The sequence below is a fragment of the Pseudorhodoplanes sp. genome (assembly GCF_035565855.1).
Taxonomy (GTDB): domain Bacteria; phylum Pseudomonadota; class Alphaproteobacteria; order Rhizobiales; family Xanthobacteraceae; genus Pseudorhodoplanes.
Genome location: NZ_DATMRX010000273.1, coordinates 1 through 14,742, shown reverse-complemented (window position 1 = coordinate 14,742; position 14,742 = coordinate 1). Strand labels below are relative to the sequence as shown.

General features: G+C 64.9%; 16 protein-coding genes. 8 read left to right on the top strand and 8 right to left on the bottom strand.

Translation table 11 applies throughout. The annotated features are described in order from the left end of the window. Positions 1 to 835: 4-hydroxythreonine-4-phosphate dehydrogenase PdxA (gene pdxA, locus VN004_RS15695; RefSeq protein WP_325611881.1), on the top strand; the 835-nt coding region annotated here is incomplete at its 5' end. Beyond that, positions 835 to 1,686, top strand: coding sequence for a 16S rRNA (adenine(1518)-N(6)/adenine(1519)-N(6))-dimethyltransferase RsmA (gene rsmA / locus VN004_RS15690; RefSeq protein WP_325611879.1), 852 nt, complete (start codon positions 835 to 837; stop codon positions 1,684 to 1,686). The genes pdxA and rsmA, both read left to right, overlap by 1 nt. Here rsmA and gmk read toward each other — a convergent pair. From gmk to fabD, 7 genes are all read right to left on the bottom strand, one after another. Continuing rightward, complete coding sequence (gmk, locus tag VN004_RS15685) at positions 1,683 to 2,342, bottom strand: guanylate kinase (protein WP_325611877.1); 660 nt, start codon at positions 2,340 to 2,342, stop codon at positions 1,683 to 1,685. The genes rsmA and gmk overlap by 4 nt on opposite strands. Next, complete coding sequence (locus VN004_RS15680; protein ID WP_325611875.1) at positions 2,339 to 3,226, bottom strand: YicC/YloC family endoribonuclease; 888 nt, start codon at positions 3,224 to 3,226, stop codon at positions 2,339 to 2,341. Before VN004_RS15680 ends, gmk begins: the two co-directional genes overlap by 4 nt. A gap of 60 nt (positions 3,227 to 3,286) precedes the next feature. Then, positions 3,287 to 4,660: an endolytic transglycosylase MltG gene (gene mltG / locus VN004_RS15675; RefSeq protein WP_325611873.1), complete on the bottom strand. Its 1,374-nt coding sequence runs from the start codon at positions 4,658 to 4,660 to the stop codon at positions 3,287 to 3,289. Between the two features lie 325 nt (positions 4,661 to 4,985). Beyond that, the gene (fabF, locus tag VN004_RS15670; protein ID WP_325611871.1) at positions 4,986 to 6,245 is read right to left on the bottom strand and encodes a beta-ketoacyl-ACP synthase II; all 1,260 of its coding nucleotides are present in this window, start codon (positions 6,243 to 6,245) and stop codon (positions 4,986 to 4,988) included. A 107-nt stretch (positions 6,246 to 6,352) separates the two neighbouring features. After that, positions 6,353 to 6,592 carry an acyl carrier protein gene (locus VN004_RS15665; protein WP_086090566.1) on the bottom strand — a complete coding sequence of 80 codons (240 nt, stop codon included), beginning with the start codon at positions 6,590 to 6,592 and terminating at the stop codon, positions 6,353 to 6,355. 293 nt (positions 6,593 to 6,885) lie between these two features. After that, positions 6,886 to 7,623: a 3-oxoacyl-[acyl-carrier-protein] reductase gene (gene fabG, locus VN004_RS15660; protein WP_325611863.1), complete on the bottom strand. Its 738-nt coding sequence runs from the start codon at positions 7,621 to 7,623 to the stop codon at positions 6,886 to 6,888. A gap of 86 nt (positions 7,624 to 7,709) precedes the next feature. After that, positions 7,710 to 8,654, bottom strand: a complete 945-nt coding sequence (gene fabD, locus VN004_RS15655; RefSeq protein WP_325611861.1) for an ACP S-malonyltransferase — start codon at positions 8,652 to 8,654, stop codon at positions 7,710 to 7,712. Positions 8,655 to 8,972: 318 nt separating this feature from the next. Here fabD and rpsF point away from each other — a divergent pair, with 318 nt between their 5' ends. The 4 genes from rpsF to rplI all read left to right on the top strand — a co-directional run bounded on the left by rpsF (position 8,973) and on the right by rplI (position 11,449). Then, positions 8,973 to 9,464 (top strand): 30S ribosomal protein S6, encoded by a 492-nt coding sequence (gene rpsF, locus VN004_RS15650; RefSeq protein WP_325611859.1) that lies wholly within the window; start codon positions 8,973 to 8,975, stop codon positions 9,462 to 9,464. Positions 9,465 to 9,466: 2 nt separating this feature from the next. Continuing rightward, positions 9,467 to 9,715: a 30S ribosomal protein S18 gene (gene rpsR, locus VN004_RS15645; protein ID WP_414710322.1), complete on the top strand. Its 249-nt coding sequence runs from the start codon at positions 9,467 to 9,469 to the stop codon at positions 9,713 to 9,715. 135 nt (positions 9,716 to 9,850) lie between these two features. After that, positions 9,851 to 10,798 (top strand): DUF2232 domain-containing protein, encoded by a 948-nt coding sequence (locus VN004_RS15640; protein ID WP_325611856.1) that lies wholly within the window; start codon positions 9,851 to 9,853, stop codon positions 10,796 to 10,798. A gap of 39 nt (positions 10,799 to 10,837) precedes the next feature. Further along, on the top strand, positions 10,838 to 11,449 hold the full coding sequence (rplI, locus tag VN004_RS15635) for a 50S ribosomal protein L9 (protein WP_325611852.1): 612 nt from the start codon (positions 10,838 to 10,840) through the stop codon (positions 11,447 to 11,449). A 50-nt stretch (positions 11,450 to 11,499) separates the two neighbouring features. On the opposite strand, the gene VN004_RS15630 is transcribed toward rplI, so the two are convergent. Continuing rightward, positions 11,500 to 12,084, bottom strand: coding sequence for a hypothetical protein (locus tag VN004_RS15630; RefSeq protein ID WP_325611850.1), 585 nt, complete (start codon positions 12,082 to 12,084; stop codon positions 11,500 to 11,502). Positions 12,085 to 12,361: 277 nt separating this feature from the next. On the opposite strand from VN004_RS15630, the gene VN004_RS15625 reads away from it, so the two are divergent. Together VN004_RS15625 and VN004_RS15620 are read left to right on the top strand one after the other, a co-directional pair. Continuing rightward, entirely contained in the window at positions 12,362 to 13,618 is a 1,257-nt protein-coding gene (locus tag VN004_RS15625; RefSeq protein ID WP_325611847.1) for a cyclopropane-fatty-acyl-phospholipid synthase family protein, read from the top strand. A gap of 268 nt (positions 13,619 to 13,886) precedes the next feature. Next, on the top strand, positions 13,887 to 14,742 hold an 856-nt coding region (locus VN004_RS15620; protein WP_325611845.1), incomplete at its 3' end, for a DnaB-like helicase N-terminal domain-containing protein.

The following is a 14,742-nucleotide window of genomic DNA, read 5'->3' as shown; positions in this document are numbered from 1 at the left end:
AGACGCCGGCGCGACGTTCGAGACCGCCCTCCCCGTGGTGCCGATCGAGGAACGCGCCACTGCGGCGCCGGGCCATCCGGACGGATCGAGCGCCGCGGTCTCGATCGCCTCGATCCGCCGCGCCGTGCGCGATGTGGTCGAGCGCCGTGCATCGGCCATCGTCACCAACCCGATCGCAAAGGCCGTGCTTTACCGCGCCGGATTCAGCGATCCCGGTCACACCGAGTATCTCGCCCGTCTCGCGCAGGAGATGATGGGCGTGACGGCCGTGCCGGTGATGATGCTGTGGTCCGAACAGCTCGCGGTCGTACCGGTCACGATTCACGTGCCGTTGCGTACGGTGCCGGAATTGCTCACGGCAGACCTCATCGTCGAGACAGGCCGTATCGTCGCGCGCGATCTCATGCAGCGCTTCGGCATACGCGCGCCGCGTCTTGCGATCGCGGGGCTGAACCCGCATGCCGGCGAAGACGGCCTCCTTGGCGACGAGGAGCTCACCACCATCCAGCCGGCCATCGATCGGCTCCGCGACCTCGGCATCGACGCCCGCGGGCCATTGCCGGCGGACACGCTATTTCACGCGGCCGCGCGCACCCGCTATGACGCGGCCTTGTGCATGTATCACGACCAGGCCCTGGTCGCGATCAAGACGCTCGCGTTCGACGAGGCGGTGAATGTCACGCTCGGCCTGCCTTTCATCCGAACCTCCCCCGATCACGGCACGGCCTTCGATATCGCCGGCACCGGCCGCGCCAATCCCGAGAGCCTGATCGCGTCGTTGAAGCTGGCGGCTCGGCTTGCGGCGCACGAGCAGACAACACTGTCGGCCGCCTGATGTCTGCGGCCGACGATCTGCCGCCGCTCCGCGAGGTCATCCGCAAGCACGACCTGATCGCCAGGAAATCGCTCGGCCAGAACTTCCTGTTCGACCTCAACCTCACCGGCCGCATTGCCCGTGCCGCCGGCCCGCTCGCGGGCGTGACCGTCATCGAAGTCGGACCCGGTCCCGGCGGACTGACCCGGGCGCTCCTGAGCAATGGCGCGGCGCACGTCGTCGCCATCGAGCGGGATCATCGCGCCGTCGGCGCCCTCCAGGAGATTGGCGAGCGCTATCCCGGCCAGCTCTCGGTCGTGGAGGCCGATGCGATCGTCTTCGATCCGACGCCATTCCTCGGGACCGGGCCGGTCCGGATCGTCGCCAACCTGCCCTACAACATCGCGACCGTGCTGCTGACCGGCTGGCTCGAACTGGAGCCGTGGCCGCCCTTCTATGACCGTCTCGTCCTGATGTTCCAGCGCGAGGTGGCCGAGCGGATCGTCGCCGCACCGAACAGCAAGGCCTATGGCCGCCTGTCGGTGCTCGCGCAATGGCGAACGCAACCGAAAATCCTGTTCGACATCGCGCCGTCGGCCTTCGTGCCGCCGCCGAAGGTGACGTCCTCCGTCGTCGAACTCGTCCCGATCAAGACGCCCGACCCGTGCGAGCGATGGGCGCTGACGCGCGTCGCCGAAGCCGCTTTTGGACAGCGCCGCAAGATGCTGCGGCAAAGCCTGAGATCGCTGGTCGCCGATCCGCTGCCTCTGCTGGCTTCGGCGGATATTGCGCCCACCGATCGGGCCGAGGACATTCCGGTCGCGGGCTTTGTGCGCCTCGCCCGCGCTTATGCCGCGCTGAAGAAGGCTTAGCGAGGCGTCAGCTTTCGCAAGTCCGACAGCAACGGGTCGACAAAGGCCTGGATGCTGTCCTCCCGCACGCGCTTCAACCGCTCGGCGGTCAGGATGCTGCGCAACCGCGTGAGGCTGTCCTCGAGATCGCGGTTGACGAGGACATAGTCGTATTCCTTCCAATGCGGGATCTCGTCGGCCGCGTTCTTCAGCCTGCGCGCGATGATCTCCGGATTGTCCTCCGCGCGACGCTCGAGACGCGCCTTCAGTTCGTCGGCGGTGGGCGGCAGCACGAACACGCTCACCACGTCGCTGCGCATGGTCTCGTAGAGCTGCAGCGTTCCCTGCCAGTCGATATCGAACAGGACATCGCGGCCCTCGTTCAGAGCCGCTTCCACGGGTTCGCGCGGTGTGCCGTAGAAATTGCCATGCACCTCGGCCCATTCGAGCAGTTCGTTGCGTTCGCGCATCTGCTCGAAACGGCGCTGCGAGACGAAATAATAATGCACGCCTTCGACTTCGCTCGACCGCCGCTGCCGCGTGGTCACCGAGATGGACAGGCTGACCTTCTCTTCCTTCTCCAGCAACAGGCGGGTGAGCGTCGTCTTCCCCGCACCGGAAGGCGACGACACGATCAGCAGCAGGCCCCGGCGCTCGATATCGAAATTCGCAGTCATTCGAGATTTTGAACTTGTTCGCGGAACTGCTCGACCACGCTTTTCAGCTCCAGCCCGATATTGGTGAGCTCCACGTCGTTCGACTTGGCGCAGAGCGTGTTGGTTTCGCGGTTGAGCTCCTGCGACAGGAAATCGAGCCGCCGTCCGATGGCGCCGCCGCCATTCATCAGCTTGCGGGCCTGCGCGACATGCGCGGCGAGCCGGTCGAGCTCTTCGCGGATATCGGCTTTCGCCGCGAGCAGGATCGCTTCCTGATGCAAGCGATCGGCATCGAACCGGCCGGCCGTTTCCAGCAGCACCGCAACCTGCTCGGCGAGCTTTCGCTTCACCGCATCCGGCTGGCGGCCGGGAGCAGCGTCAGCCCGCTGCGCCAGCGCCGCCATTTCGTCGAGCCGTGCCGAGAGCACGCGGCCGATGGCGTCGCCTTCATGCCTGCGCATGTCGACGAGACCTTTCAGGCCCTGCACGAAGCCCTTGACGATCGCATCCTCGGCCGCGGCCTTTTCCTCTTCCGACTGCTCAGCGTCGGTGACATCGACGACACCTTTCAGCGCGAGCAGGCCATCGAGCCGGGGCTTCTCGGCATCGACCCGGCCGCTGAGCTGGCCGACGGCGTTGAGGATGGCGTTCAAGACCGGCTCATTGATCCGCACCACCGGCGCCGCACCCTCGCGGCTCACCGAGAGCGTCGCGTAGACATTGCCGCGCGACAGCATCTCGGCCGCCTTGGTCCGCACCGGGATCTCGACGGCATCGAAACCCGGCGGCAATCGCAGCCGCAACTCGAGGCCCTTGGCATTGACCGACTTGATTTCCCACGACCAGGCATAGCTCCCGCTCACGCCATGGCTGCGGGCGAATCCGGTCATGCTCGACAAGGCCATCGGCACTCTTCTGTGAGGAGGAATCGGTCGGCGAACCTTACAGGGCGGCAAGCACCGGCGCTATTGCGTCCGCGCCGTTCCCGGCGCTTGCGCCGGCTGGGTCCGTTGCGCGGCGCCCTGATTCTGCTGCTGTGGATTGCGCTTTGCGGGTTGCGTCGGAGCCGCTTGCCCCGGAGCGGTACGCGCCGGCTGCGGCGCGCCTGCCGGCCGTGGGAACGGCGCTGCAGCAGCCGGCCGGTTGGCCGCCGGCTGACCATTGCCGGAACGTGTGCCCTGGCCGGCGGCAGCGGGCGGAGCGGCCGACGCCGCTGCCGGCGCAGGCGAAGCGGAGGGATTTGCCGCTGCGTCGGAAGCGTCTCGCGCGTCCTTCTCGATCCCGCGCAGTTTGGCGACATGCTTCTGGTGCTGCTCGTAGGTTTCCGAGAAAGCGTGGCCGCCGGTGCCGTCGGCGACAAAGAAGATTTCTTTGGTTCGCGCCGGATTCGCCGCGGCCTCGATCGAGGATCGGCCCGGATTGGCGATCGGCCCGGGCGGCAGCCCCTCGATGACATAGGTGTTGTAGGGCGTCGGCTGCGTGATCTCGCTTTTCAGGATGCCCCGGCCGAGCGATCCCTTGCCGCCGACCAGTCCGTAAATGATGGTCGGGTCCGATTGCAGTTTCATCTTGCTTTTCAGCCGGTTGACGAACACCGCCGCAACGCGGGTGCGCTCGTCGGGCTTGCCGGTTTCCTTTTCGATGATCGACGCCAGCACCAAAAGCTGTTCGGGAGTCTTCACGGGCAGATCCGGCGCGCGGCGATCCCAGACCTCCTTGAGCACGCGCTGCTGCGCCGCCTGCATGCGCTTGATCATGTCTTCCCGGCTCGTGCCGCGGGTGAACCGATAGCCGTCCGGCAGGAGCGAGCCTTCACGCGGGACTTCGCGGATCGCGCCGGTCAGCTTGTCGTTCTCGAGGAGCCGCGCCACGATCTGTTCCGAGGTCAGGCCCTCGGCGACCGTGAATTGGTGCTGGACCACCTTGCCTTCGATCAGCGTTTCGGCGACGTCGCGGGAGCTCGCGCCCTTGTTGAATTGGTATTCGCCGAATTTCAGATCCGCGCCGCGCGCCTTCATCGCCACCGCTCCGGCGACGAAGACCCACGGATCGCCGATCACGCCTTCGCGCTTGAGCAACTCGCCGATATCGCGAATGCCAAGACCGCGCGGAATGTTGACGACCTTGTTCTCGGTCAGAGGGCCCGGCTGTTCGAAACGCTGGTTGGTCCAATAGGCGGCGAGTCCGATGACGACGGCGAGCAGCAGCACGATCGTGAAGATCGCATTGCCGACGATCACGATGGGATGACGGGCACGCCTTGACCGCCTCGGCGCCGCAAGCCGCTCGGGCTCGAGGGCGGCACGCGGAGAGCGCGGATTGGTCCTGGTCTCATCCATCGCGAGTCGAATTCCGGAACTGGTTTCGATGCCGGCACGCCCGGTCCCATGCGTCGAGCGTGTTTGTCAACAACGCCAACATGGCTGGTCCGTTCGCATCCGGGGTGGTGGGCAGCCTATCAGAACACCGAGGCAATGTCGGCAATCCGGACCAATGTGACGACATTTCCTGTCGGCGATTCGCATAGCGTGCCGGTATGGCGTTGCTAAGGCAATCGGCTGGACAGGAAAGGATGAGCGGCCACGATGGGCCGCAATGCACGCAACGCCTTGCTCTTTGAAGCCGGTCAAATCTGGCGGAAGTCAGAGCGCCTTGGTGGCGGCCTTACTCGGCCGCGCGCAATACCAGCGTCGCATTGGTGCCGCCGAAGCCGAACGAATTCGACAGCGCAACCTTGATGTCGCGCTTGCGCGGCTTGAGCGGCACGAGGTCTATCGGCGTTTCGACCGAGGGATTGTCGAGATTGATCGTGGGCGGCGCAACCTGGTCGCGGATCGCCAGGATAGAGAAGATGGCTTCCACCGCGCCCGCCGCACCAAGGAGATGGCCGATCGACGACTTGGTCGACGACATCGATATCTTGCCTGCCGCATTGCCGACCACACGTTCGACCGCTGCGAGCTCGATGGTGTCAGCCATCGTCGAGGTCCCGTGAGCGTTGATATAGTCGATCTCGTCCGGTGAAATTCCCGCGCGCTTGATCGCAGCATTCATGCAGCGGAACGCGCCGTCGCCATCGGGGCTCGGTGCGGTGATGTGGAACGCATCGCCCGACATGCCATAGCCGACCAGCTCGGCATAGATCTTCGCGCCGCGCTTCTTGGCGTGCTCGTATTCCTCGAGCACCAGCGCGCCGGCACCCTCGCCCATCACGAAGCCGTCGCGATCCTTGTCATAGGGACGCGAGGCCCGCTCCGGCGTATCGTTGAATGCTGTGGACAGCGCGCGGCATGCGGCAAAGCCCGCGAGCGACAGCCGATCGATAGGAGATTCGGCGCCGCCGGCCACCATCACGTCGGCATCCCCGAGCGCGATCATGCGTCCGGCATCGCCGATCGCATGCGAGCCGGTCGAACACGCCGTCACCACGGCGGAATTCGGACCTTTAAGCCCGTACTCGATCGACACATAGCCCGACGCCAGATTGATGATCCGGCCGGGAATGAAGAACGGCGAGAGTTTGCGCGGGCCGCGTTCCTTGACGAGCAGCGCACCCTCGGCAATGCCGCCGACCCCGCCGATCCCGGACCCGATCATCACGCCCGTTGCGCACTGATCCTCGACCGTTTCGGGACGCCAGCCGGCATCATCCAGAGCCTGTCGCGCGGCACTGAGCGCATAGATGATGAAGGGATCGACCTTGCGCTGCTCCTTGGGCTCCATCCACTGATCGGGATTGAAGGTCCCATCGGAGCCGTCGCCGCGCGGCACCATGCAGGCGATCTTGCAAGGCAGGTCGGAGACCTCGAACGTATCGATCCGGCGGGCGCCGCTCCTGCCTTCGAGGAGCCGCTGCCACGTGGTCTCGACGCCGCAACCAAGCGGCGTCACCATTCCCATGCCTGTGACGACAACACGCCTCATAGTCGGATTCCCGCCGCGTCCGCTTCGTCGCGCCCCATCCGCAGCGTTGCCGCCGGGATGGCCGTGCGCCGGCTATGGCCGCCGAAGGACTGTCGGACGTTTGGCGATCAGCTCTTGGCGTTCTTTTCGAGGAACTTTACCGCATCGCCGACGGTGAGGATCGTCTCCGCCGCGTCATCCGGAATCTCACAGCCAAACTCTTCCTCGAAGGCCATCACGAGTTCGACCGTATCGAGAGAATCGGCACCGAGATCATCGATGAAGCTGGCCTGCTCGGTGACTTTATCTGGCTCGACACCGAGGTGCTCCACCACGATCTTCTTCACTCGCTCGGAGATATCACTCATCTGTTCGAACCTCTGCTTTCAGTGATGGGCTCAATCGGCGGCGATCGAAGCTGTCGTGGCACGACCAATTGACCGGTTCAAGCGGCTTGATCGCCTCAAGCGCGAGCCCCCCATGGACCCACCCTTTGGCGTTTCTTAAACCGAGATGACGGCGGCGTGTATTGGGTCGCAGACTTTGCGTCAAGCCCACACCCGGACGCTTCCCCCAAAGCCCGGCCAAAACGGGCTACCATACTTCAAATGCCAAGGCCAGCAGCCGCGACACGCGGTGAAAATCCTGTGTGTATCGGCACTTAGATCATCGCCATACCGCCGTTCACATGCAGCGTCTGGCCGGTCACATAAGCCGCTTCGTCCGAAGCGAGATAGACAACGGCTCCCGCCACATCGTCAGGCGTGCCGAGCCGTCCCGAGGGCACCATTTGCAGGATGGCCTCGCGTTGCTTCTCGTTGAGCTTGTCGGTCATCGGGGTGGCGATGAAGCCAGGCGCCACGCAATTGGCGGTGACGCCGCGCCGCGCATATTCCTTGCCGATCGACTTCATCATGCCGATCATGCCGGCCTTGGCCGCGGTGTAATTGCCCTGCCCCGGATTGCCGGTCACGCCGACCACCGACGTGATTCCGATGATCCGTCCGAAGCGGCGGCGCATCATTGTCTTCATGGCCGCGCGCGACAACCGGAAGGTCGCGGTCAGGTTGACGTTGATGACGGTGTCCCAATCCTCGTCGCGCAACTGCACGAACAGGTTGTCGCGGGTGATGCCGGCATTCGCCACCAGGATATCCAGCTTCTGCATCGCCTCTTCGGCCTGCGGCACCAGCGCCTCGACCTGTTCGGTGTTGGACAGATCGCAGGGCAGCACATGCACGCGCTCTTTCAGCTCGGCGGCAAGCTGATCCAGCACCTCCTTGCGGGTCCCGGAGATGGCGACCGTAGCGCCTTGTCTGTGCAGGGCACGCGCGATTGCGCCGCCGATGCCTCCCGTCGCGCCCGTTACCAGCGCGGTCTTCCCGGTCAGGTCGAACATCGTCACTCCTCGATCACTTGCAAACGATCACTTGCACACGATCACCTGCACATTGGCAATCTGCACTTGGGCAATCGCAATCGACGTCAGCCGCGGGCAGCCTTGAACGCGGCCAGATCGTCGGGCGTTCCGATCGCCGAGCCGGTCGCGCCCGGAGCGATGCGCTTGAGAAGACCCGTCAGCACCTTGCCGGCGCCGACTTCATAGAAGCGCGTAACGCCGGCACCCGCCATCGTCTCCACGCATTCCCGCCAGCGCACCGTTCCGGTCACCTGCTCGACCAGCCGCTTCACGATCTCCTGTGGATCGTCGATCGGGGCGGCCAGCACATTGGCGACCACCGGCACCACCGGCTTCTTCACCTCGGTCTTGGCGAGGGCGTCCGCCATCGCATCCGCCGCCGGCTGCATCAGCGCACAATGGAAGGGTGCGGATACCGGGAGCAGCATGGCGCGCTTTGCGCCCTTGTCCTTTGCGATCTCCACGGCGCGCTCGATTGCGGCCTTGTTGCCGGACACCACCACCTGGCCGCCGCCATTGTCGTTGGCCGCCTGGCAGACCTGGCCCTGCGCTGCTTCCGCTGCAACGGCGGCGGCGTCCTCGAAGGACAGACCGAGCAGGGCCGCCATGGCGCCCTCGCCCACCGGGACCGCCTTCTGCATGGCGTTGCCGCGGATGCGCAGGAGCCGCGCCGCGTCCCCGATGCTGAAGGCGCCGGCCGCCGCGAGCGCCGAATATTCGCCGAGCGAATGGCCTGCGACGAATGCGGCGTCGCGCTTGAGGTCGACGCCGGCTTCGCTTTCCAGAACCCGCATCGCCGCGAGCGAGACGGCCATCAGCGCCGGCTGCGCGTTCTCGGTCAGGGTCAGGCGATCGGACGGCCCCTCCCAGATCACCGCGGACAGCTTTTCACCGAGCGCGCTGTCGACCTCGTCGAAAACGGCGCGCGCCGCCGGAAAAGCGTCCGCCAGCGCCTTGCCCATGCCGACCGCTTGGCTGCCCTGCCCCGGGAATGTAAATGCCGCCGTCACGCTGCCCCTCGTGCGCCTCTTGGGCCTCCCGGCCCCGTCAAATCCGGGCCGAAAGACAATGCAGGGACGGTCAAGTCAAGCCGCCGAAGGCGTTTTCCGCCTTGCCTTGGCGCTCAGAACCCTTATAACCCCGGCTTCCGCTCGTCCCGGCCGGGGGCTGAACGGACGGCCGCGGCCCCTTGGGGCGGCGGCAGGACCAGTCGGTCCGTCGTCCCGTGTCCCTGCCAATCTGAGCATCGGGCTTTCCGAAGGTCGTCTTACCTTTTCGAAGTCTCGCTTGGGCTTTGCGCCGGACAGCGCCAACACAAGGAAGGCAGCATGCCCTTATACGAGCACGTTTTTCTCGCGCGTCAGGACGCGAGCTCCCAGCAGGTCGACGATCTCACCAACCAGTTCAAGGCGATCGTCGAAGGCGCCGGGGGCAAGGTCACGAAGACCGAATATTGGGGCGTGAAGTCCCTGACCTACCGGATGAACAAGAACCGCAAGGCGCATTTCACGCTGATGAATGTGGACGCACCGGCGGCCGCGATCAGCGAGATCGAGCGTCAGGAGCGCCTGTCCGAAGACGTTCTCCGCTACCTGACCATCCGGGTCGATGAACTCGAGGAAGGCCCGTCCGCGATGATGCGCAAGGCCGAGCGCGATGACCGCGAGCGTGAAGGCCGCGGCTTCGGCGGCGGCTTTGGTGGCGGTGGATTTGGCGGTGGCGGCGGACGCTTCGGCGATCGCGGCCCGCGCCGCGATCGTGACGATCGCCCGGCGCGCGATAGCGGCGAAGTGGCCGCATCCGGCGAAGGAGAGGAATAATCATGTCGATGTCCGGTGGTGGCGGCGGTCGCCGTCCGTTTTTCCGTCGTCGCAAGACCTGCCCGTTCTCGGGCGAGAATGCGCCAAAGATCGACTACAAGGACGTGAAGCTGTTGCAGCGTTACGTTTCCGAGCGCGGCAAGATCGTGCCGAGCCGCATCACCGCGGTCTCGGCCAAGAAGCAGCGCGAGCTCGCGCAGGCGATCAAGCGCGCGCGTTTCCTTGGATTGCTGCCTTACGTCATCAAGTGATGTAAGGCCCGCTCCGTCATTCGGAGCGTCAGTGAGATCGAGGCGGCCGGCGACCCCGGCCGCCGATGGTTGGGGCCGGCCCGTCAGATCGACGGGACTTGCCTCTAACCGCTGAACAAGCGGGACAGCTCGAACATGGTGCCAACGGCATTGATCGGTCTGGGTGCGGGTGCCGCGTCAGCCTTGCTGATGGCGACGATGGCATCGCGTTCGCCTTTGGCATTGCTGCTCATTCTGCTCGCCCCGCTGCCGATCATGATCGCCGCGATCGGCTGGACCCATTGGACGGCTTTGTTTGGCGCCCTCGCCGCGGCTCTGGCGCTCGCCGTAGTGTTCGGCGAGCCGCTGTGGATCCCGATTTACCTCGTAGGCGCAGGGTTGCCGGGCTGGTGGCTCGGTTATCTCGCCCTCCTTGCCCGCGCTGACGACGATGGCCAGGTCGAATGGTATCCGGTCGGCCGTCTCGTCGTCTGGTGCACAATCATCGCCAGCATCATCGTGATGATCGTGATGTGGAACGTGCGCATCGACGAGGTTCAATTCCAGGCGGCGCTGAAGCTCGCGCTGGAACGCGTCGCCAAGGAATATGGCTCATCGGCGCCCGATTTCACCAAGATGGACGTCAAGCGCGTCGGCGAAATGATCGCAGGCTTCGTTCCGCCGGCAACGGCCGCGATGATCACCCTCGCCTATGCGCTCAATCTTTATGCCGCAGGACGCACCGCCGGCCTTTCCGGGCGGCTGCGGCGTCCCTGGCCTGACCTGTCGGCGCTGCGCTTTCCGAAGCTCGCGCCCGCGGCCTTCGCGATCGCCCTGACCTTGTGGTTCATGCCCGGTGCCCTCGGCATGGTCGGCGGCATCATCTCCGGCGCCTTCATCATGGCCTATGCGATGCTTGGATTTGCCGTGCTGCACGAGATCACGCGCAATCTCGGCATCCGGCCGCTGGTCCTGATCGGCGCCTATTTCGTGGTGATGGCTGCGGTCTGGCCGGTCTTCTTCATGACCATGCTCGGTCTTGCCGATTCCATTTTCGATTTCCGCAAGGGTGCGGCGGGCGCGCAGCCCCCTGCGGTCACATGACAGGCAACACGCAAAACAATCATCGAAGGAGTAGTTGATATGGAAGTGATCTTGCTCGAACGCGTCGCGAAGCTTGGCCAGATGGGCGAGACCGTGCGCGTGAAGGACGGCTTCGCACGCAATTTCCTTTTGCCCAAGGGCAAGGCGCTGCGCGCCACCAAGGGCAACAAGGAACGCTTCGAGGGAATGCGCAAGGAACTCGAAGCGAAGAATCTCGAGAATCGCAACGAGGCCCAGAAGGTCGCGGACAAGCTCGACGGCCAGAGCTTCGTCGCGCTGCGGCAGGCGTCCGAATCGGGCCAGCTCTACGGCTCGGTGTCGGCACGCGACGTTGCCGATCTCGTCACCGAAGGCGGTTTCTCGATCGCGCGCAGCCAGGTCGCGCTCAATGCGCCGATCAAGATGATCGGCCTGCACAAGGTCGAGATCGCGCTGCATCCCGAAGTCGAGGTGCATGTGTCGATCATCGTGGCGCGCAATGCCGATGAGGCCGAACGCGTGAAGCGCGGCGAGGACATCACGATCAGCCGCGAGGCGCAGGAAGAGCGCGAGGCCGCGGCAGCCGCCGCTCAGGCCTTCTTCGATCCGGAAGCCCGCCACGACGACGAAGAGGGTGCCGAGGAATCGGCCGAAGGCGCGGCGAAGGACTGACGAACGAACGGCTTTCGGGTCATGTCCGCAACTGCGACATGACCCGAGGCTCAGAGCGGAATTTGGGGCGCCGCCGGCTTTTCTTCGACCGGCGGGGCACTGGCAGCCGTACTCGGCTCAGGCGCGGCGGGAGCGGGCTCGACGGCGGGAGCCACTTCAACCGCCGCGGAGGGCGCCGGCGGCGTTCTCGCTGCGGCCACCGGCGGCTTGCGCCGCGATGTCGGCTCCTGCGGCTTGGCCGCCTCCTTGCGATCATCGTCGGGGGTGCGTCGGCCGACCGAGGCCGGCGGCCGTTCGACCGGCGTCTGGCGGGACGGCACGGCGGCGGTCGGCGCGGCACGTCCGGGTCCCGCGCTGGCGACATATCCCGCAAGCGCGCCCGCATGTTGCACACTCGACGTGTAGTGCTGGCGCAGGAAGGACACGAGTTCGCTCTCGCGACGGCCCTTGGCGAGTCCGGCCGGGCTTTGATGACAGACCGAGCAGCCGGCCTTGAACAGCTCGGCGGGGCTCTTGCCCTCGTTCAGGTCCACCGGCTCGGTCTGGTGTCCGCTGGGGGGCAAGGCCGGCCCCGACTGCGACCGTGCCGAGGTCCCGCGCGGCTGCGCGACCGCGTCGGATGCAACAAGCACCACGGGCAGAATCAGGACAGCGAATAGCCAACCCATTTGTCGCAAAATCGTGCTCCTGCCGCCGGCCGACACTCTGCCCATCTCACAAAATGCGCTGACTCGACCCGAACTGGGAATACCCCCGGCGCTTAAGCGGCGAATGTGGCCCATTTTCGAACCCGCATCCCCTCGCGCACCGAGTTATCACCGCATTGCGAGAGCCGCCAGACTTTGGTCTAATGGTGCTGTTTCGGGGATGTGCCGAACGGAAGGACGGCATGGTGATGAATGGAGGCGGCCGGTGCAACGGTTGCTTCAGGTTGCTCTGACACGCTTTATCCGAACCGGCAACCTGCGTGTGTCGGTCGGTCATCAAAAGCCGCTGGAATTCGGGGACGGCACAGGGGTACCTGTCGCGATCCGATTCGCCAGCCGCCGCGCGCTGACCTCGATTTTCCTCAATCCTGAGCTCCGCCTCGGCGAAGCCTATATGGACGGCGATTTCGTCATCGAGGAAGGCACGATCGCCGATCTGCTCGCGATCCTGACCTCGCAGCTGCCGCATGATTCGGTGCCGTATTTCGCCCGCCCGCAGGCGATGATCCGCTACGGCAAGCGTCGCCTCGACCAATTCAACCACCGCACGCGGGCGCGCCGCAACATCGCGCATCATTACGATCTCGACGGCCAGCTCTACGCGCTCTTCCTCGATGCGGACCGGCAATATAGCTGCGCCTATTTCGAAAACCCGGATCAGACGCTGGACGACGCGCAGCTTGCCAAGAAGCGGCACCTCGCGGCCAAGCTCCTCGTCAGGGACGGCCAGCGCGTCCTGGATATCGGGTCCGGTTGGGGCGGACTTGGCCTGTATCTCGCCGAATATTGCGGCGCGAAAGTCACCGGCGTGACGCTGTCGGAGGAGCAACTCAAGCTCGCACGCGGGCGCGCCAGCGAGCGTGGTCTGTCGCACCGGGTCGATTTCCGGCTGCAGGATTACCGCGACCTCTCCGAAAGCTTCGACCGCATTGTCTCGGTCGGCATGTTCGAACATGTCGGCATCAACCATTACCGCGCCTACTTCAAGAAATGCGCCGAGCTCATGCCGAATGACGGCGTGATGGTGCTGCACTCGATCGGCCGTTCGGAAGGTCCGAACGCAACCAATCCCTGGATCGACAAGTACATCTTCCCGGGCGGCTATATCCCTGCCCTGTCCGAGGTACTGCCCGCGATCGAGCGCGCCGGCCTGATCGTGTCCGACATCGAAATCCTGCGGCTGCATTACGCCGAAACCCTCAAGGCGTGGCGCCAGCGCTTCATGGCGCGGGCCGAGGAAGCGCGCAGACTCTATGACGATCGCTTCGTGCGGATGTGGGAGTTCTATCTCGCGGCGTCGGAGATGGCGTTCCGCAATCAGGGGATGATGGTCTTCCAGATCCAGCTGACCAAGCGGGTCGATGCGGTGCCAATCACGCGGGACTATATCGAACGCGAGGAAGCGCGCCTGCGTGAGCTTGAACGCAGTTTTGCGCCACCGCTTCGCATGGCTGGAGAATAATTCTCCCCGCTGCCCAACCGCCTTCGTTCCGTCAAGAAAAAATCGGACGCTCTGCGCATTCGTCCCTGTTTGCGTGAGTTATGGGGACAGCGGATTTTCCGGCAGACGCTGCGCGACCGGGGGTGCTAGAGCAATCAGACACTCATCGGGGTTTCGTTTGCGATCTCGGAGGTGACAACCGTAGAAGCGTTGCGTTGGTGGCGTTGCGTTGGCGTGCCGCGTTTTGGCGATCAAAGAAACTGACTGAAAACAACCGCTCGTTGGACCGATGGCATTGCTGGATCAAACCGCGCGCAAGATCGCAGCGGACAACAAGGCGCCGCTCTACCGCACTGCGCCGCACAACATCGAGGCCGAGCAAGCGCTTCTCGGCGCGATCCTCGTCAACAACGAAGCGTTCTACCGGGTTTCCGACTTCCTCGAAGCGCGGCATTTCTACGAACCGGTTCATCAGAAGATCTTCGAGCTGTCGTCGCAGCTCGTGCGCGCCGGCAAGGTCGCAAGTCCGGTCACGCTGAAAACATTTCTGCCGGCCGACGCCGATATCGGCGGCCTCACCGTCAGCCAGTATCTCGCCCGCCTCGCCGCCGAGGCGACCACCGTGATCAACGCGCAGGATTACGGCCGCACCATCTATGACCTGTCCGTCCGCCGCGCGCTGATCGTGATCGGCGAGGACATGGTCAACGAGGCTTATGACGCGCCCGTCGATTTCGCGCCGGCAAAGCAGATCGAGGAAGCCGAACGACGGCTTTACGAGGTCGCCGAAAGCGGACGCTACGAAGGCGGCTTCCAGGCTTTCGCGCAGGCGCTGACCACCGCCGTCGACATGGCGGCCAAGGCCTATCAGCGCGACGGCAAATTGTCGGGCATCGCGACCGGCCTGAACGATCTCGATGCGCGGATGGGCGGTCTGCAGCCCTCCGATTTGATCATCGTCGCCGGCCGTCCCGGCATGGGCAAGACCGCGCTCGCGACAAACATCGCCTACAACATCGCAAAGGCCTGGCAGGGCGAAGTCCGGCCCGACGGCCACATCACCACCGTCAACGGAGGCATCGTCGGGTTCTTCTCGCTCGAAATGTCGGCCGAACAGCTCGCCACCCGTATCATCGCCGAGCGCA